Origin of the sequence: Pseudescherichia vulneris, assembly GCF_902164725.1 — a bacterium.
GTDB classification, from domain to species: Bacteria; Pseudomonadota; Gammaproteobacteria; order Enterobacterales; family Enterobacteriaceae; genus Pseudescherichia; species Pseudescherichia vulneris.
The window spans coordinates 786251-805149 of the sequence record NZ_LR607338.1 but is presented as its reverse complement, the minus strand read 5'-3'; the positions used below and the strand labels follow the sequence as shown (position 1 = coordinate 805149).

At 57.8% G+C, this 18899-nt stretch carries 17 protein-coding genes; 10 read left to right on the top strand and 7 right to left on the bottom strand.

What is annotated here, in order from left to right; genetic code table 11:
• Positions 1–71 precede the first annotated feature (71 nt).
• The 4 genes from FN633_RS03265 (at position 72) to ghrB (ending at position 4121) form a co-directional block, all read left to right on the top strand.
• The gene (locus tag FN633_RS03265; RefSeq protein WP_154056717.1) at positions 72–833 is read left to right on the top strand and encodes a sugar phosphate isomerase/epimerase family protein; all 762 of its coding nucleotides are present in this window, start codon (positions 72–74) and stop codon (positions 831–833) included.
• Positions 826–1770 (top strand): sugar kinase, encoded by a 945-nt coding sequence (locus tag FN633_RS03260; protein ID WP_154056716.1) that lies wholly within the window; start codon positions 826–828, stop codon positions 1768–1770. The genes FN633_RS03265 and FN633_RS03260 overlap by 8 nt, the downstream gene beginning before the upstream one ends.
• 63 nt (positions 1771–1833) lie before the next feature.
• Positions 1834–3132: an MFS transporter gene (locus FN633_RS03255; RefSeq protein WP_154056715.1), complete on the top strand. Its 1299-nt coding sequence runs from the start codon at positions 1834–1836 to the stop codon at positions 3130–3132.
• A gap of 14 nt (positions 3133–3146) precedes the next feature.
• Complete coding sequence (ghrB, locus tag FN633_RS03250; RefSeq protein WP_154056714.1) at positions 3147–4121, top strand: glyoxylate/hydroxypyruvate reductase GhrB; 975 nt, start codon at positions 3147–3149, stop codon at positions 4119–4121.
• 63 nt (positions 4122–4184) lie between these two features.
• Here ghrB and cspE read toward each other — a convergent pair whose 3' ends face one another.
• Together cspE and FN633_RS03240 are read right to left on the bottom strand one after the other, a co-directional pair.
• A complete protein-coding gene (gene cspE / locus FN633_RS03245; RefSeq protein WP_042393997.1) occupies positions 4185–4397 on the bottom strand; it encodes a transcription antiterminator/RNA stability regulator CspE in 213 nt (70 codons plus the stop codon).
• A 264-nt stretch (positions 4398–4661) separates the two neighbouring features.
• Positions 4662–5372: a DUF3053 domain-containing protein gene (locus FN633_RS03240; protein WP_103820452.1), complete on the bottom strand. Its 711-nt coding sequence runs from the start codon at positions 5370–5372 to the stop codon at positions 4662–4664.
• Positions 5373–5752: 380 nt separating this feature from the next.
• On the opposite strand from FN633_RS03240, the gene FN633_RS03235 reads away from it, so the two are divergent.
• Complete coding sequence (locus FN633_RS03235) at positions 5753–6043, top strand: HTH-type transcriptional regulator (protein ID WP_154056713.1); 291 nt, start codon at positions 5753–5755, stop codon at positions 6041–6043.
• 78 nt (positions 6044–6121) lie between these two features.
• Here the strand turns inward: FN633_RS03235 and glyS are convergent, their stop codons facing one another.
• From glyS to FN633_RS03220, 3 genes are all read right to left on the bottom strand, one after another.
• Positions 6122–8191, bottom strand: coding sequence for a glycine--tRNA ligase subunit beta (glyS, locus tag FN633_RS03230; protein WP_154056712.1), 2070 nt, complete (start codon positions 8189–8191; stop codon positions 6122–6124).
• A gap of 9 nt (positions 8192–8200) precedes the next feature.
• On the bottom strand, positions 8201–9112 hold the full coding sequence (glyQ, locus tag FN633_RS03225; protein WP_042393986.1) for a glycine--tRNA ligase subunit alpha: 912 nt from the start codon (positions 9110–9112) through the stop codon (positions 8201–8203).
• 104 nt (positions 9113–9216) lie between these two features.
• Positions 9217–9519, bottom strand: a complete 303-nt coding sequence (locus FN633_RS03220) for a YsaB family lipoprotein (protein WP_154056711.1) — start codon at positions 9517–9519, stop codon at positions 9217–9219.
• A 93-nt stretch (positions 9520–9612) separates the two neighbouring features.
• Between FN633_RS03220 and FN633_RS03215 the strand changes: the two genes are divergently transcribed.
• Positions 9613–10605: an acyltransferase gene (locus tag FN633_RS03215; protein ID WP_154056710.1), complete on the top strand. Its 993-nt coding sequence runs from the start codon at positions 9613–9615 to the stop codon at positions 10603–10605.
• Between the two features lie 38 nt (positions 10606–10643).
• Here the strand turns inward: FN633_RS03215 and xylB are convergent, their stop codons facing one another.
• Positions 10644–12098: a xylulokinase gene (gene xylB / locus FN633_RS03210; RefSeq protein WP_154056709.1), complete on the bottom strand. Its 1455-nt coding sequence runs from the start codon at positions 12096–12098 to the stop codon at positions 10644–10646.
• Positions 12099–12193: 95 nt separating this feature from the next.
• Positions 12194–13516, bottom strand: a complete 1323-nt coding sequence (gene xylA / locus FN633_RS03205) for a xylose isomerase (RefSeq protein ID WP_042394153.1) — start codon at positions 13514–13516, stop codon at positions 12194–12196.
• Between the two features lie 317 nt (positions 13517–13833).
• Between xylA and xylF the strand changes: the two genes are divergently transcribed.
• From xylF to xylR, 4 genes are all read left to right on the top strand, one after another.
• The gene (xylF, locus tag FN633_RS03200; RefSeq protein ID WP_042393979.1) at positions 13834–14826 is read left to right on the top strand and encodes a D-xylose ABC transporter substrate-binding protein; all 993 of its coding nucleotides are present in this window, start codon (positions 13834–13836) and stop codon (positions 14824–14826) included.
• Positions 14827–14901: 75 nt separating this feature from the next.
• Positions 14902–16443, top strand: coding sequence for a xylose ABC transporter ATP-binding protein (locus FN633_RS03195; RefSeq protein ID WP_154056708.1), 1542 nt, complete (start codon positions 14902–14904; stop codon positions 16441–16443).
• Entirely contained in the window at positions 16421–17602 is a 1182-nt protein-coding gene (gene xylH / locus FN633_RS03190) for a xylose ABC transporter permease XylH (RefSeq protein WP_042393971.1), read from the top strand. The genes FN633_RS03195 and xylH overlap by 23 nt, the downstream gene beginning before the upstream one ends.
• A 100-nt stretch (positions 17603–17702) precedes the next feature.
• Complete coding sequence (gene xylR, locus FN633_RS03185) at positions 17703–18881, top strand: D-xylose utilization transcriptional activator XylR (RefSeq protein ID WP_154058807.1); 1179 nt, start codon at positions 17703–17705, stop codon at positions 18879–18881.
• Positions 18882–18899 lie beyond the last annotated feature (18 nt).

Below are 18899 nucleotides of genomic sequence, written 5' to 3'. Positions count from 1 at the left end.
GCGACAGCGAACTTTTCTTTGGAACCGGTTCCATCTAGCGTTAAGACAAGAGTTAACGCTGGAGTTGCCAGATGGAAAGAAAAATTATCGTTGTTACCGCCGCCTACGGCCATGACCGCCTGAACCAGTTGGGTGGCCAGGCGGCGGTGCTTCCCTTTATCGCTAACGGCGGTGCGGACGGCGTCGAGATCCGCCGGGAGCTGTTTAGCCCGCAGGAGCTGGAGAGCCTGCCCGCGCTGGCCGCGGCTATTGCGAAACACGGTCTGCTGGCCTGCTACTCCGCGCCGGAGCCGCTCTGCCTGCCCGACGGCACGCTGAATCCGCTGCTGCCGGCGCTGTTGCAGGAGGCCCATGCCCTCAACGCCCTGTGGCTGAAAGTCTCTCTCGGCCACTTCCAGCACAAATCAACCCTTGAACCGCTGCGCGCTCTGCTGGCCGAAAGCGGTATGGCGCTGGTGGTTGAGAACGATCAGACCGAGTGCGGCAAAATTGCCCCCATGCAGCGCTTCAGCGCCGCCTGCAAGGTCCTGAATCTTCCGGTAACGCTGACCTTTGATATGGGCAACTGGCTGTGGGTAGACGAGTCCCCGGAAGAGGCCGCGCGCCTGCTGGCCCCTGCCGTGAGCTATGTGCATGTGAAGGCTGCCCAGCCCCACCATTTCCACTGGCGCGCCGTGCCGCCAGACCATGACGATCCGCGCTGGCAGGCGCTGCTTGATGCCCTGCCCGCCGACGCACCGCGCGGTATCGAATTCCCTCTTGAAGGGCGCGATCTGACTGGCATCACGCGCCGCTACGTCACCTGGTTACGCGAGGAGTTTCATCATGCATAACGCCCTGGATGTCATCACCATTGGCGAAGCGATGGCAATGTTTGTGGCCACCGAGCCGGGCGAGCTGGCCGAGGCCGAGTCCTTTATCAAACGCATCGCAGGCGCGGAGCTTAACGTCGCCACCGGCCTCGCCCGCCTTGGGCTGAACGTCAGCTGGGTTAGCCGCGTTGGGTCCGACAGCTTTGGCCGCTTCGTGCTGAGCTCGCTGAAAAAAGAGAATATCAATAGCGAGAGTGTCACCATTGATGCGCACTATCCCACTGGTTTTCAGCTGAAATCGCGGGCGGAAAATGGAACCGATCCCATTGTGGAGTACTTCCGCAAAGGCTCTGCCGCCAGCCATCTCTCCTGCGATGACTTCAATGCAGCCACCTTTACTCGCGCCCGCCATCTGCACCTGAGCGGCGTGGCGGCGGCGCTGTCAGCCAGCGCTTACGATCTTCTGGATCATGCGGCAAGCACCATGAAGGCGCAGGGAAAAACGATCTCTTTCGATCCGAACCTACGTCCGGTGCTGTGGAAAAGCGAAGCGGAGATGGTTGAGAAGCTAAACCGCCTCGCCTTCCAGGCCGACTGGGTTCTGCCCGGCTTAAAGGAAGCTGCCATCCTTACAGGTCAAAGCACGCCGGAGGCGATGGCGGACTTTTATCTGGAGCGAGGCGTTAAAGCGGTCGTCATTAAAACCGGTGCCGACGGGGCATGGTTCAAAACCGCCGCCGATGAGCAGGGCGCGGTTGCCGCCGTCAGGGTAGATAACGTTGTCGATACCGTTGGCGCAGGGGATGGTTTCGCCGTTGGGGTGATCAGCGCCCTGCTGGAGGGAAAAACCTTCCCGCAGGCGGTAGCACGCGGGAATAAGATTGGCTCGCTGGCGATCCAGGTTCCCGGCGACAGCGAAGGCTTACCGACGCGCGCACAGCTCGCAGAAACGTTCTAATTACAGATCCTCTGTACCCTACACAACAGAGGCAGCATAAACCTCAACATTCGAGGCAAGCCTATGAAAAGTTCGACCAATGCAGCTAAACGCTGGCTGTACATTATGCCGATTATATTTATCACCTACAGCCTAGCCTACCTTGACCGAGCTAACTTCAGCTTCGCATCCGCTGCGGGTATTAACGAGGATCTGGGCATTACCAAAGGCATCTCATCGCTGCTGGGTGCGCTCTTCTTCCTTGGCTACTTCTTCTTCCAGATCCCCGGTGCGCTGTATGCCGAACGCCGCAGCGTTCGCAAGCTTATCTTTATCTGCCTGATCCTGTGGGGGGCGTGCGCCTCGCTGACCGGCGTGGTCAATAATATCCCGATGCTGGCCGCCATTCGCTTTATTCTGGGCGTGGTGGAGGCGGCGGTAATGCCAGCGATGCTGATCTACATCAGCAACTGGTTTACCAAATCCGAACGCTCGCGCGCCAACACCTTCCTTATCCTTGGTAACCCGGTCACGGTGCTGTGGATGTCGGTGGTTTCCGGTTACCTGATTCAGTCCTTCGGCTGGCGTGAAATGTTCATTATTGAAGGCGTTCCGGCCATTATCTGGGCCTTCTGCTGGTGGGTACTGGTAAAAGATAAGCCCGAGCAGGTGAAGTGGCTGGCGGACGATGAAAAGGCCGCGTTAAAAGTACAGCTGGAGAAAGAGCAGGAGGGCATCAAAGCAGTACGTAACTACGGCGAAGCCTTCCGCTCGCGCAACGTTATCCTGCTCTGTATGCAGTACTTCGCCTGGAGCATCGGCGTGTACGGTTTCGTGCTGTGGCTGCCGTCGATTATCCGCAGCGGCGGCGCAAACTTAGGCATGGTAGAAGTGGGCTGGCTCTCCTCTGTCCCCTACCTGGCGGCGACCATTGCGATGATCCTCGCCTCATGGGCCTCCGATAAGCTGCAAAACCGCAAGCTGTTCGTCTGGCCACTGCTGCTGATTGCTGCCTTCGCCTTTATTGGTTCCTGGGCAGTGGGTGCAAACCACTTCTGGATCTCCTATACCCTGCTGGTGATCGCCGGTGCGGCAATGTACGCCCCCTACGGCCCGTTCTTTGCCATCATCCCAGAGATGCTGCCGCGTAATGTGGCGGGCGGTGCAATGGCATTAATCAACAGCATGGGCGCGCTCGGCTCCTTCTTTGGCTCGTGGTTTGTAGGCTATCTCAACGGCTCCACCGGCAGCCCGTCCGCATCGTACATTTTTATGGGGGTGGCACTTTTTGTTTCGGTATGGCTTACTTTGATTGTTAAGCCTGCGACTAATCAACAGGCTCCAGCCCGCATGATGCGCGCCGGACGCCCCTCAACCCATTGATTACGGAGATACGCATGAAGCCGTCCATCATCCTGTACAAAGCACTGCCTGACGATCTGCATAAGCGTCTGGAAGACCACTTTACCGTCACTCAGGTCGACAACCTCGACCCGGAGACGGTACAAAAAAACGCGGAGGCGTTTGCAAATGCAGAGGGCATGCTGGGTTCGAGTGAGAAAGTGGACGCGGCGCTGCTGGAAAAGATGCCGAAGCTGCGTGCCACCTCCACCGTGTCGGTTGGCTACGATCAGTTCGACGTTGATGCCCTGAACGAACGGGGCATTTTCCTGATGCACACGCCTACCGTGCTGACGGAGACGGTTGCCGATACCATGATGGCGCTGGTTCTCAGCACCGCTCGCCGCGTAGTGGAAGTGGCGGAGCGGGTAAAAGCAGGCGAATGGAAACAGGGCATTGGCCCTGACTGGTTTGGCATCGACGTGCATCACAAAACGCTGGGCATTATCGGTATGGGCCGCATCGGGCTGGCGCTGGCGCAGCGGGCACACTTTGGTTTTGGCATGCCGATCCTCTATAACGCCCGCCGCCATCACGCTGAGGCGGAAGAGCGTTTCCAGGCCCGCTACTGCGATATCGACACCCTGCTGCAGGAGTCCGACTACGTCTGCGTGGTGCTACCGCTGACCGACGAAACGCACCATATGATTGGCGCGGAGCAGTTTAAGAAGATGAAGTCGTCAGCCATCTTTATCAACGCCGGTCGTGGTCCGGTGGTGGATGAACAGGCATTGATTGAGGCGCTGAAAAGCGGTGAGATCCACGCCGCCGGGCTGGACGTCTTCGAGCAGGAGCCGCTGCCGGTGGATTCGCTGCTGCTGAGCCTGCCGAACGTCGTCGCCCTACCCCATATCGGCTCGGCAACGCACGAGACGCGCTATAACATGGCCGCCTGCGCCGTCGATAACCTGATCGACGCCCTCAATGGCAAGGTAGAGAAGAACTGCGTGAATCCGCAGATAGCGAAATAAATCGCAGACAACAAAAAACCCGCCGAGGCGGGTTTTTTTAACATCGTGCTTTAAACGTTAAGCTTACAGGCTTACAACGTTACCAGCAGACGGGCCTTTAGCGCCGCTTTCGATGGTGAAGGATACTTTCTGGCCTTCATCAAGAGATTTGTAGCCATCGTTCTGGATAGCAGAGAAGTGTACGAACACGTCTTTAGAGCCATCGTCAGGAGTGATGAAGCCGAAACCTTTGTCAGCGTTAAACCATTTTACTAAACCAGTCATTTTGTTAGACATAGATATTACCTTTTTAATTAAGTTTGCCTTCCGGCGCTATGGCGTGCTTTACAGATTTTTTAAGCGATAAAGGAGAGCTCACTACGAGGAGTATCTATGATAACTCTTGAAGGGGACTGCTTTACTAAACTGCTTTAAGGTCTGTATATCAAACCGATGACGCATTAACTCATTTTACAGACGTCATGGCAAGCACTAATTGTTTTACTTACGAATCATTACAATGCCCCCGCCCGCAGACGGGGACACCAAGATGCACGCGCGTTACTGCGTCGCGTTCACTGCCGCGCTCCAGGCCTGCGTAAACGCCTGATGCTGGGAGGCCAGCGGCCCAATCAGCGAATTATACTGGCTGGCCTGCTGAGAGGTCGGGAACTGAATGCCGTTGGCAACAAAGCTCACCTGCGCCTCCTGCTGGGCAATAAAATCACCCACCTGTACCAGCTGCTGGGTAAAGACCTGCGCCGCCGGGATCAGCGGCTGTAACGCGTTAGCCGGCTGGGTCACGACTTTCTCATATACCTGATCATAGACCGGTTTCAGATCATCGTTCAGTTTTAATGCAGAGCGAGAGGCATCGGCCTGCACTTTGGCATTCTGTAGCTGCTGGCTCAACACGCCCAGGGAGCCGTTAGCCTGACGCAGCGGCTCGCGCTGGGTCATATAATCCTGTGGGACGCGGATGGCGTTCACGCTATCTACCACGGGACGCAGACCGGCATCCATCGCCTGATTAACCTGCTGGGAGTAGCCATACAGAATGGCATAATCCGACACGAAGGGGCCGAACTGCTTTTTCTGATCGGCAGTCAGCGTCGGGAGTCGCTCACCGCTACGCATCGCTGTATTTTGCAGAAAATCGATAAACGCCTTGCGCTGATCGCCCTCTTTATCAAAACACCCACTCAGGCTAACTACCATTAATAACGCCGCAAGAGGCGCGAACCAGCGAGAGCAGGACTTTCCTGTCGCCATTTTATTACTCCTTTCACCCAAAAAAAGCGCACACCGGCACACGTGTGCCTGACGCTGACAAGGATAGTCCAGGTGAGCCGCGCAAGATACCCCTTTCGTTGCAATCATGTGGGGAAAATCAGCGTCGGAAGAAAAGACGCGGCGGGGTGGTTAGCGTTTTTTTTGCAAAGCATTGACGAAAATTTTCGTCTGGAAATGCAGGCAGAGAAATCAATCTGTTAGGTCGCGAAAAGTGACATAGCTATGCACGGCAGGTGCGTAAAAATGATTTGTATGGCAAATAATTATCTCATCCAACCACCGGGTTATTTTTTAGCGACTATTCTTAAATCTCTCTGTGCTGTTCACGACCTCGCGGTGTGTTTTATGAGGAGTATTCGATGGAATACAAAGATCCAATGATTGAGCTGCTTAGCAGCCTGGAACAAATTGTTTTTAAAGATGAATCTCGAAAAGTAAGTCACATCCAAAAACCGAATCCGTTTAGCGAATTCGAGAAACTGCGTAAGGGCACTGGCCTGAAAATTGATGATTTTGCCCGGGTGATGGGCGTAAGCGTAGCGATGGTGCGTGAGTGGGAATCTAAACGAGTAAAACCTTCCCCCACCGAGTTAAAACTGATGCGATTGATTCAGGCAAACCCACGTCTCAGCCGAGAGCTGATGGAGTGATTTTTGCCCGCTTTACCTGTTTGATAAAAAAAATAAACCCGCCAGCGGCGGGTTTTTGGTTTCTATAGCCTGGCGAAATTACTGCAGCAGCGAAATATCCGCTACCTGCAGGAACAGCTCCCGCAGCTTCGACAGCAGCGTCAGGCGGTTGCTACGTACGTCTTTATCATCCGCGTTCACCATCACCTGCTCGAAGAACTCATCCACCGGCTCACGCAGTGACGCCAGCTCGATCAGCGCTTCCTGATAACGCCCTTCCGCGAAGAACGGCTGAAGCTTATCGCGCAGCACCACCAGATGGCCTGCCAGACGGATCTCCGCCGCCTCTTTCAGAACCGATGCGTGAACGATATCGTTCAGCGGCTCGCTGGACTTGGCCAGGATATTGGAGACGCGCTTGTTCGCCGCCGCCAGCGCCGCAGCTTCTGGCAGGGAGCGGAAGTGCGAGACCGCCTTCATGCGGGCGTCAAAGTCTGCCGGACGGGTCGGACGACGCGCCAGCACCGCCTGGATGGTATCCACGGTGTAGCCTTCGTCCTGATACCAGGCGCGGAAGCGGCCCAGCATAAAGTCGATCACCTCATCCACTACCTTGGCGTTGGTTAGCTTGTCGCCGTACAGGCGCACCGCTTCCTCGGTGAGGGTTTGCAGATCGAGGTTGAGGTTCTTCTCAACGATGATACGCAGCACGCCCAGCGCGGCACGACGCAGCGCAAACGGATCTTTGTCGCCTTTCGGATGCTGGCCGATGCCAAAGATGCCCGCCAGGGTATCCATCTTATCGGCGATGGCGACCGCACAGGCCACCAGGTTAGACGGCAGCGCGTCACCGGCAAAGCGCGGCTGGTACTGCTCGTTCAGCGCAACGGCCACCTCTTCGGCTTCGCCATCGTGACGGGCATAGTGCATCCCCATCACGCCCTGGGTGTCGGTAAACTCAAACACCATGTTGGTCATCAGGTCGCACTTGGAGAGCAGGCCCGCACGCTCGGCGTGAGTCACGTCGGCACCAATCTGGGCGGCAATCCAGCCGGAGAGCGCCATGATGCGATCGGTCTTGTCGCGCAGGGTGCCCAGCTGCTGCTGGAACAGCACGGTTTGCAGGCGCGGCAGATGGTCTTCAAGACGTTTCTTGCGGTCGGTATTGAAGAAGAACTCGGCGTCAGCCAGACGTGGGCGCACTACCTTCTCGTTACCGGAGATGATCTGCTGCGGATCTTTCGACTCAATGTTGGAGACGAAGATAAAGTTCGGCAGCAGCTTGCCGTCGTTGGCGTAGACTGGGAAGTACTTCTGGTCGCCCTTCATGGTGTAGACCAGCGCCTCGGCCGGCACGGCGAGGAACTTCTCTTCGAAGGTCGCGGTCAGCACCACCGGCCACTCTACCAGTGAGGCAACCTCTTCCAGCAGGCTTTCGCTCAGGTCAGCGTTGCCGCCAATCTGGCGCGCCGCCGCTTCGGCGTCCGCTTTGATTTTGGCTTTACGCTGCTCGTAGTCGGCCATCACCTTGCCGCGCTCCAGCAGGATCTGCGGATACTGGTCGGCATCGTCGATGGTGAACTCCGGCTCGCCCATAAAGCGATGGCCGCGGATCACGCGATCGGAGTCGATGCCCAGAATAGTGGCCGGAATGACGTCGCTGCCCAGCAGCAGGGTCACGGTGTGCACCGGACGGACAAACTGCACGTCGCTTGCGCCCCAGCGCATCAGTTTTGGGATCGGCAGCTTGGTCAGTGCCGTGGCGATCATGTTGGGCAGCAGCGCCTGCGCGCTTTCGCCTTTCACATGGGCGCGATAGAGCAGCCACTCGCCTTTATCAGTGGTCAGACGCTCGGCCTGGTCTACGGTAATACCGCAGCCACGCGCCCAGCCCTCTGCTGCTTTGCTCGGTTTACCCTCGGCGTCAAACGCCTGGGAGATCGCCGGGCCACGTTTTTCAACTTCGCGATCTGGCTGAGCCGCCGCAAGGTTAGCCACTTTCAGCGCCAGACGACGCGGAGCGGCAAACCACTCTACGCTGCCGTGGGTAAGGCCGGCTGCATCCAGCTCGGCAGTAACGTTTGCAGCAAAGGACTCTGCCAGGCTGCGCAGGGCTTTTGGTGGCAGCTCTTCAGTGCCAATCTCCACCAGAAAAGTTTTCTCAGACATGGCCGCCTCTTATTTGTTTCGGTTGCACATCGGGAAGCCAAGGGCTTCACGGGACGCGTAGTAAGCCTCGGCAACGGCCTTGGTCAGCGTGCGAATGCGCAGAATATAGCGCTGACGCTCCGTCACGGAGATGGCCTTACGCGCGTCCAGCAGGTTAAAGCTGTGGGCGGCCTTCAGAATACGTTCGTAAGCAGGCAGCGGGAGCGGATTTTCCAGCGCCAGCAGCTGCTGAGCCTCTTTCTCATACTGCTCGAAGCAGGTGAAGAGGAAGTCGACGTCGGCGTGTTCGAAGTTATAGGTGGACTGCTCCACTTCGTTCTGGTGGAACACGTCGCCGTAGGTGGTTTTACCCAGCGGGCCGTCGCTCCATACCAGGTCGTAAACGCTGTCTACGCCCTGAATGTACATCGCCAGGCGCTCAAGACCGTAGGTGATCTCACCGGTTACCGGCTTACACTCCAGACCGCCAACCTGCTGGAAGTAGGTGAACTGCGTCACTTCCATGCCGTTCAGCCACACTTCCCAGCCGAGACCCCAGGCACCCAGGGTCGGGTTTTCCCAGTTATCTTCGACGAAGCGAATGTCATGAATGGTCGGATCCATACCCAGCTCTTTCAGCGATCCGAGGTACAGCTCCTGAATGTTGTCCGGCGACGGCTTGATAACCACCTGGAACTGATAGTAGTGCTGTAAGCGGTTCGGGTTTTCACCATAGCGGCCATCGGTCGGACGGCGTGACGGCTGCACGTAGGCAGCGGCCATCGGCTCCGGGCCGAGCGCACGCAGGCAGGTCATAGGATGGGAGGTGCCTGCGCCAACTTCCATGTCCAACGGTTGAACAATGGTGCAGCCCTGGCGAGCCCAGTAATCCTGTAAGGTCAGGATCAGGCCCTGGAAGGTCCGGGTATCAAACTTTTGCATATTATTTCGTGCTGGATACGTGTGGATTTAAAGGAAGCAGCCAGTATACCCATTGACCGCAAGATATACAGTACGAAACGGGGTTGTTTGGGAAAATTGGCCTGCTAACGCATGGAAAGGTGTAAAAATTGCCCATCAGGATCGAACGCGCAGACGAAACGCTCTTCCCGCGGCGTCAGGCCGCGCATCTCATAGCTGGCCTGAAACTGCACCATCCCGGTGACCGCAATGCTCTGTTCGCGGGTATTGTAACGCTGCGCCGCGGTCTCACGGCAGAGCTGCTCCATGCTCAGAGTGGTGGCCGGGCTCACCTTCGGCTGATGAACAGGTTGCACGGCAGCCTGCTGCGTCGAGCCGCAGCCAACAAGCAGAAAAATCAGCGCCGTTATGCAACACTTTGTCATCATTTTAATCCCCGCAGGATGAGCTGGCTGTTATGTTATCTATTAGATAACACATGGTTATCGCTGTGTCATTGCTAGCAGGAGAAAGAGAGTCGGATGGCGTCAAAAATCAGCTGGATTGATAACCTACGCGGGATCGCCTGCTTAATGGTGGTGATGATCCACACCACCAGCGGATACATTACGGATGCGCAGAGCATTAGCCTGCTCAACTGGGATATCGCCAACGTCCTCAATTCGGCCTCGCGGGTCAGCGTTCCGCTCTTCTTTATGATCTCCGGCTACCTCTTCTTTGGCGAACGCAGCGCCCAGCCGCGCCACTTTCTGCGTATCGCGCTCTGTCTGCTCTTCTACAGCGCCATCGCTCTGCTCTACATCACGCTATTTACCTCGATCAACGTCGAACTGAGCCTGCGCAATATGCTGCAGAAGCCGGCGTTCTACCACCTGTGGTTTTTCTTCGCCATCGTGGTGATCTACCTCGTCTCGCCGCTGATTCAGGTGAAAAACGTCAGCGGCAAGATGCTGCTGGCGCTGATGGTGGTGCTGGGTATTGTGGCGAACCCCAATACCGTGCCGCTGAAAGCGGGCGGCGTGGAGTGGCTGCCGGTTAATCTCTATATCGCCGGGGATACCTTCTACTACGTACTTTACGGCCTGCTCGGCCGCGCTATCGGCATGATGGACACCGATAAAAAGTATCTCAGCTGGATCTGCGGGGCGCTGTTTGTCATCGCGGTGGCGATCATCTCGCGCGGCACCCTCTATGAGCTACGGTGGCGCGGCGACTTCGCCGATACCTGGTATGTTTACTGCGGCCCGATGGTGTTTATCTGCGCGGTCTCGCTGCTGACGCTGGTGAAAAACAGGCTCAACACGCGCCCGCTGCCTGGTCTGGGATTGATTTCCCGCCATTCGCTGGGGATCTACGGCTTTCACGCCCTGGTGATCCACGCCCTGCGCACCCGTGGCGTCGAGCTGCCCTGGCCAGTGCCGGATATCGTGTGGATTTTCAGCGTGACGGTGGTAATTAGCCTGCTGCTGTCGATGCTGTTACAACGCGTTGATACGCGTCGGTTTGTGAGTTAATAACGCCCGGCGGCGCTAACGCTTGCCGGGCCCAGGGATCACGACATCAACGGTAACAACTGCTGATAAATTTTGCGGAAGGTCTCGCGTCGGGGGGCATAGGCCTGATGGCGCTCTGCATCCGGATGATGGGCCTGCTCCAGCGGCAGCTGCGGGAGGAGATCTGCCAGCGCCGTCTGGGGGTTAACGGCAATCTGCGCCAGCCGCGCCGCGCCCAGCGCCGGACCGACATCGCCGCCGGTGCGGTAGTCGAGCTGCTGACCGCTAATATCCGCCAGCATCTGCCGCCAGTAGGCGCTGCGCGCCCCGCCGCCGATCAGCGTGATGCTCTTCGGCGTGACGCCGCAGGCGTGTACCGCATCCATCCCGTCCGCCAGCGCATAGCCAACCCCCTCCAGTACCGCCCGGGCCAGTTCGCGCTGTCCGTGCTGATGCGTCAGGCCAAAGAACACGCCCTTCGCCTGCGGGTTGTTGTGCGGAGTACGCTCCCCGGAGAGATAGGGTAAAAACCAAAGGTCGCCCGCCTGCTCGTCTGCCTGCTCCGCCGCGGCAATCAGCTCAGAGACCGACCCCAGCCCGGTGAGCGAAGCCGCCCAGTCGAGACAGGAGGCGGCACTGAGCATCACCGACATCAGGTGCCAGCGATTGGGTAGCGCATGGCAGAAGCTGTGCACGGCGCTTTCGGGCCGGCTAAGAAAACCGTTGCTGACCGCGAAGTAGACCCCTGAGGTGCCCAGGGAGAGCATTGCCTGCCCGGCGTCCGCCATGCCAACGCCGACCGCACCCGCAGCGTTATCTCCGCCTCCGGCCACCACCGGCACGGCAGACATTCCCCATCCGGCAGCGACCTCCGGCAGCAGGGTGCCGGTGATCTCACTGCCCTCAAACAGGGCGGGCATGTTATCCCGAGAGAGGCCGCAGGCGGCCAGCATCTCATCACTCCAGTCGCGTTTGGCAACGTCCAGCCATAGGGTTCCCGCCGCGTCGGACATATCGCTGGCGTACTCCCCGGTCATGCGCAGACGCAGATAATCTTTCGGCAGCAGTACCTTCGCCACCTGGGCAAACACCTCCGGCTCGTGGCGTTTAACCCACAGCAGCTTGGGGGCGGTAAAGCCGGGCATCATCAGATTGCCAGTAATCTGCCGCGAGTCAGGCACCGCCGCTTCCAGCAGGGCGCACTCCTCTGCACAGCGACCGTCGTTCCACAGAATGGCCGGACGCAGAATGCGGTCGTCGCGGTCCAGCAGCGTTGCGCCGTGCATCTGCCCGGCAATGCCGATAGCCTTGACGCTGGACAGCGGCTGCTGCTGTGCCAGCGCCGTTAACGCGCGATCCGTCGCCAGCCACCACTGCTCGGGATCCTGTTCTGACCAGAGCGGATGCGGACGTGAGACAGAAAGCTTCTCGGTGTGCGAAGCCAGCATCTCGCCCTGCTCGTTCAGCAGGATGGCTTTTACACCCGACGTGCCCAGATCGATGCCGATATACATAGCAGTGACTCCCTTGAAAACGCCGGGCGGCACTGCGTTTGCCCGGCCTACAGGATCGTAGGCCCGGTAAGCGCAGCACCACCGGGCATTGCTGACTATTTATCAAAAATATAGTGGTTAACCAGATTCTCCAGCAGCTCCTGGTGACCGCTCTGGTGCTGCGGGGCCAGATTTTGCTGTTCAGCGTACTTCGCCAGCTCGGTCAGCGTAAGCTGCCCTTTCAGGATCTGCTGGCCCAGCTCACCATTCCAGCCCGCATAGCGTTTCGCCACGCGCTTATCCAGCTCGCCATCTTCGATCATACGGGCCGCCACCTTCAGCGCCAGCGCCATGGTGTCCATCGCGCCAATGTGGCCATAGAACAGATCGTATTTGTCGGTGCTCTGGCGGCGTACTTTGGCATCGAAGTTGAGGCCACCGGTGATAAAGCCCCCCGCCTTCACGATCTCATACATCACCAGGGCGTTCTCTTCGACACTGTTCGGGAACTGGTCCGTATCCCAGCCCAGCTGCATGTCGCCGCGGTTGGCATCAACGGAGCCGAAAATGCCCAGCGCAATGGCGGAAGCGATTTCGTGATGGAAGGAGTGCCCAGCCAGCGTGGCGTGGTTGGCTTCGATATTGACCTTGATCTCTTTCTCAAGGCCGAACTGCTTGAGGAAGCCGTAGACCGTGGCCACATCGTAATCGTACTGATGTTTGGTCGGCTCCTGCGGCTTCGGCTCGATCAGCAGCGTGCCCTGGAAGCCAATTTTGTGTTTGTGCTCGACCACCATCTGCATAAAGCGGCCGATCTGTTCACGCTCCTGGCGCAGATCGGTATTGAGCAGCGTTTCGTACCCTTCCCGGCCGCCCCACAGCACGTAGTTCTCGCCGCCCAGCTTATGGGTAGCGTTCATGGCGGTAACCACCTGGGTTGCGGCCCAGCTAAAGACCTCTGGGTCCGGGTTGGTCGCCGCACCCGCGCCGTAGCGTGGATGGGTGAAGCAGTTCGCCGTACCCCACAGCAGCTTCACGCCGCTCTGCTGCTGCTTCTCGGCCAGAATGTCGGTCATGGTGGCAAAGTTATTGAGATACTCCTTCAGCGATGCGCCCTCCGGAGAGACATCCACATCATGGAAGCAGTAGTAGGGAACGTTAAGCTTGTGGAAAAATTCAAAGGCCACGTCGGCTTTGCGTTTTGCCAACGCCAGCGCATCGCCAGCCTGCTGCCACGGGCGCTCGAACGCGCCGACGCCAAACATATCCGCCCCGGTCCAGCAGAAGGTGTGCCAGTAGCAGGCGGCAAAACGCAGATGATCTTCCATGCGCTTGCCCAGCACGAGTTCGTCCGGGTTGTAGTGGCGAAAGGCCAACGGATTGGCAGTTTTCGGGCCTTCATAGCGAACGCGGTCAAGTTGGTCGAAATAGGCTTGCATATTCAGCTCCATAATCAATGTCTGCGGCAGGGGGTATCATTGGCATTAATAGTGGATATTCGCCGGGCGTTGCTCAATTACGTTATTTCACACTGCTATTGAGAGAATGCACAAACGTGCGCTGGCTCTCAAATATTCATTTAGCGGCTTAAAATAAGATCGCGGTCATAAATTAGGAAATAAACCAAAAAACGTAATCGGAAGATAAAAATCAGTAATTGCCAGCCCGCAATAAGATGTTAAAAATTTGCTACGTCTGTCGCTGTGCATGTTTCTTTTATCTCAAGCCCGATAACCCTACAAAAGGTATTAATATTATGAAGATAAAGAACCTTTGCCTTACGCTTTGCGCCTCGCTGCTGCTTGCCAGCGTCGCGAGCCATGCTAAAGAGGTCAAGATTGGGATGGCCATTGACGATCTGCGTCTCGAACGCTGGCAAAAAGATCGCGATATCTTTGTTAAAAAAGCTGAATCGCTGGGGGCAGAAGTGTTTGTCCAGTCGGCCAACGGTAACGAAGAGACCCAGATGTCGCAAATTGAAAATATGATCAACCGCGGCGTTGACGTGCTGGTGATTATTCCCTACAACGGCCAGGTTTTAAGTAATGTGGTAAAAGAGGCCAAGCAGGAGGGTATTAAAGTATTAGCCTACGATCGCATGATCAATAATGCTGATATCGATTTTTATATCTCCTTCGATAATGAAAAAGTAGGAGAAATGCAGGCGCAGAGCCTGGTGAAAAAGGTGCCTGAGGGGAACTATTTCCTGATGGGCGGCTCACCGGTGGATAATAACGCCAAGCTGTTCCGGGCGGGTCAGATGAAAGTATTAAAACCCTATATCGACAGCGGTAAAATTAAAGTGGTAGGCGACCAGTGGGCCGACGGCTGGCTGCCGGAAAACGCGTTGAAAATTATGGAAAACGCCCTGACTGCCAACAATAACAAAATCGATGCGGTTGTCGCCTCGAACGACGCTACCGCAGGCGGCGCAATCCAGGCCCTCAGCGCCCAAGGGCTGGCGGGCAAAGTCGCGATCTCCGGTCAGGATGCCGACCTTGCCGGGATTAAACGTATTATGAACGGTAGCCAGACCATGACCGTCTATAAGCCCATCACCGAGCTGGCGAATACCGCCGCTGAAATCGCCGTCGAGCTGGGAAATGGCCAGCAGCCAAAAGCCGACACCTCGTTAAATAACGGCCTGAAGGATGTCCCTGCCCGCCTGCTGACGCCTATCGAAGTGAATAAAGAGAATATCGACGCCACCGTAGTGAAAGACGGATTCCACAAGAAAAGCGAGCTGTAAGCATCACATCCTCCCCCGGCACACCGGGGGAGCGCCCTTAGGCACTGTTATTCCAACGATCCACGCGGAGCAGGTATGCCTTATTTACTGGAAATGAAAAACATCACTAAAGCGTTCGGGGCGGTAAAAGCCGTCGATAACGTGAGCCTGGCGCTCAACGCCGGCGAGGTGCTGGCCCTGTGCGGTGAAAACGGCTCGGGCAAATCTACCTTAATGAAGGTGCTGTGCGGCATCTACCCACACGGCAGCTACGATGGCGAGATCCTCTTTGCTGGCGAGCCGCTCATCGCCAGCCATATCCGCGATACCGAACGCCGGGGTATTGCCATTATTCACCAGGAGCTGGCGCTGGTTAAGCACCTGACGGTGCTGGAGAATATCTTTCTTGGCGCGGAGCTGACCCACCACGGGGTGATGGACTACGACGCCATGACGCTGCGCTGCGACAAGCTGCTCAAGCAGGTCAGCCTCGCCATCTCACCGGATACCCGAGTGGGCGATCTGGGCTTAGGCCAGCAGCAGCTGGTTGAGATCGCTAAGGCGCTCAACAAGCAGGTACGGCTGCTGATCCTCGACGAGCCTACCGCCTCCCTGACCGAGCAGGAGACGGCAGTGCTACTGGATATCATCCGCGACCTGCAAAATCACGACATCGCCTGCATCTACATTTCACACAAGCTCAACGAGGTAAAGGCCATAGCCGACGTTATCTGCGTGATCCGCGACGGCAAGCCGGTAGGAATGCGCGACGCGGCGGGCATGAACGAAGATGCCATTATCACCATGATGGTGGGCCGCGAGCTGACCGCGCTCTATCCAAGCGAGCCGCATACGGCGGGGGATGAGATCCTGCGCGTGGAGCACCTTACCGCCTGGCATCCGGTTAACCGCCACATCAAGCGGGTCAACGACGTCTCCTTCTCCCTGCGGCGCGGGGAGATCTTAGGCATTGCAGGATTAGTCGGCGCTGGGCGCACCGAGGCCGTGCAGTGTCTGTTTGGCGTCTGGCCAGGCCGCTACGAAGGCAGCGTGTTTATCGACGGCCAGCCGGTGAAGATAAGCAACTGTCAGCAGGCCATCGCCCATGGGATCGCCATGGTGCCAGAGGATCGAAAAAAAGATGGCATCGTGCCGGTGATGGCCGTCGGCAAGAACATTACCCTGGCGGCGCTGGATCAGTTTTCCGGCACGCTCAGCACCCTGGACGATGCCGCCGAGCAGCAGTGCATTCTCAGTTCACTCCAACGGTTAAAAGTCAAAACCTCCTCGCCGGAGCTGGCGATTGGCCGCCTCAGCGGTGGCAACCAGCAGAAGGCGATTCTGGCCCGCTGCCTGCTGCTCAATCCGCGCATTCTGATCCTCGACGAACCCACGCGCGGGATCGATATCGGCGCGAAATATGAAATCTACAAGCTAATTAACCAGCTGGTACAGCAGGGCATTGCCGTCATCGTGATCTCATCCGAGCTGCCGGAGGTGCTGGGGCTGAGCGATCGGGTGCTGGTAATGCATGAAGGCCGGCTCAAGGCCAATCTCATCAATCATCATCTGACCCAGGAACAGGTTATGGAAGCGGCGCTGAGGAGCGAACATCATGTCGAAAAGCAACCCGTCTGAACTTAAGCTCGCCTCCCCGGCTCCCGGGGCCTTTAGCGGGCTAAAATCTCTCAATCTCCAGGTCTTTGTCATGATTGCCGCCATCGTGGCAATCATGCTCTTCTTTACCTGGATGACCGACGGCTCGTACCTGAGCGCGCGTAACATCTCTAACCTGCTGCGCCAGACTGCCATCACCGGTATCCTGGCCGTGGGGATGGTGTTTGTCATCATCTCTGCCGAGATCGACCTCTCCGTGGGTTCAATGATGGGCCTGCTGGGCGGCGCGGCGGCGATCTTTGACGTCTGGCTCGGCTGGCCGCTGCCGCTGACCATCGCGGTAACGCTGGTGCTGGGGCTGCTGCTGGGCACCTGGAACGGCTGGTGGGTAGCGTACCGCAAAGTACCGTCGTTTATCGTTACTCTCGCGGGGATGCTAGCGTTTCGCGGCGTGCTGATTGGCATTACCAACGGCACCACCGTCTCGCCCACCAGCGCGGCGATGTCGCAGATTGGTCAGAGCTACCTGCCGGACGGGTTTGGCTTTGGCGTCGGCGCGCTGGGGCTGGTGCTGTTTGTGCTCTGGCAGTGGCGCGGGCGGCTGCGCCGTCAGTCGCTGGGGCTGGCAACGTCGGCCTCCACGATGGTGGTCGGCAGGCAGGCGCTGACAGCGGTGGTGGTACTGGGTGCGATCTGGCTGCTCAACGACTACCGTGGCGTACCTACGCCGGTGCTGCTGCTGGTCTTCCTGCTGCTGGCGGGGATGTTTATGGCAACGCGTACTGCCTTCGGGCGGCGGATCTACGCCATCGGCGGCAACATTGAGGCGGCGCGCCTGTCGGGTATTAACGTTGAGCGCACCAAGCTGGCGGTATTTGCTATCAACGGCCTGATGGTGGCCATCGCCGGGCTGATCCTCAGCTCGCGCCTCGGCGCAGGCTCTCCTTCGGCGGGGAACATTGCCGAGCTGGATGCCATCGCCGCCTGCGTGATCGGCGGCACTAGCCTCGCGGGCGGAGTCGGCAGCGTGGCGGGCGCGGTGATGGGGGCCTTTATTATGGCCTCGCTGGATAACGGCATGAGCATGATGGACGTCCCCACGTTCTGGCAGTACATCGTCAAGGGAGCCATTCTGCTGCTGGCGGTGTGGATGGACTCTGCCACAAAACGCCGCACATAGCGGACAATTTACAGGGATGATCACACTGCCGGGGAAAATCTCTCCGGCTTTGTGCTGAATGTGATAATCAGAAACGGTGATTTATCAGAAAGAGATCAACATGTTTGCCAAGCGCCATCGTATCACGCTGCTGTTTAACGCCAATAAAGCCTACGATCGCCAGGTCGTTGAAGGCGTAGGCGAATATCTTCAGGCTTCCCAGTCGGAGTGGGACATCTTCATTGAGGAGGATTTCCGCATCCGCCTCGACAATATCAAAGAGTGGCTAGGGGACGGGGTCATCGCCGACTTCGACGACGGCGAGATCGAACGCATACTGGCTGACGTAGATGTTCCCATCGTCGGCGTGGGCGGCTCCTACCATCGCCCGGAAGACTACCCGGCGGTGCACTACATCGCCACCGATAACTACGCCCTGGTCGAGAGCGCCTTTCTGCATTTGAAGGAGAAAGGGGTGCACCGCTTCGCCTTCTATGGCCTGCCCAACTCCAGCGGCAAAGGCTGGGCGGCGGAACGGGAGTACGCTTTTTGCCAGCTGGTCGCGCAGGAGAAGTACCGCGGCGTGGTCTACCAGGGTCTGGAGACGGCCCCAGAGAATTGGCAGCACGCCCAGAACCGTCTCGCCGACTGGCTGCAAACCCTGCCGCCGCAGACCGGTATTATCGCCGTGACCGACGCCCGTGCCCGCCACGTGCTGCAGGTGTGCGAGCATCTGCATATTCCGGTCCCGGAGAAGCTGTGCGTTATTGGCATCGATAACGAGGAGCTAACCCGCTACCTGTCACGGGTGGCACTCTCATCGGTGGCGCAGGGCACCCGACAGATGGGCTACCAGGCGGCGAAGCTGCTGCACCGCCTGCTGGATAACGAAGCGATGCCGCTTCAGCGGCTGCTGGTGCCGCCGCTGCGGGTGGTGGCCCGGCGTTCGACGGACTATCGATCGCTCAACGACCCGGCGGTGATCCAGGCCATGCACTACATTCGCAATCACGCCTGTAAAGGGATTAAGGTCGATCAGGTGCTGGATGCGGTAGGGATCTCCCGCTCGAACCTGGAGAAGCGCTTTAAGGAGGAGGTAGGCGAGACCATTCACGCGATGATCCACGCAGAGAAGCTGGAGAAGGCCCGCAGCCTGCTGATCTCCACCTCGTTGTCGATTAACGAGATTTCGCAGATGTGCGGCTATCCGTCGCTGCAATACTTCTACTCGGTGTTTAAGAAGGAGTACGGCAGCACGCCGAAGGATTATCGGGATCGCTATAGCGAGATAGTGATATAGCAAACAACAAGCCCGGCG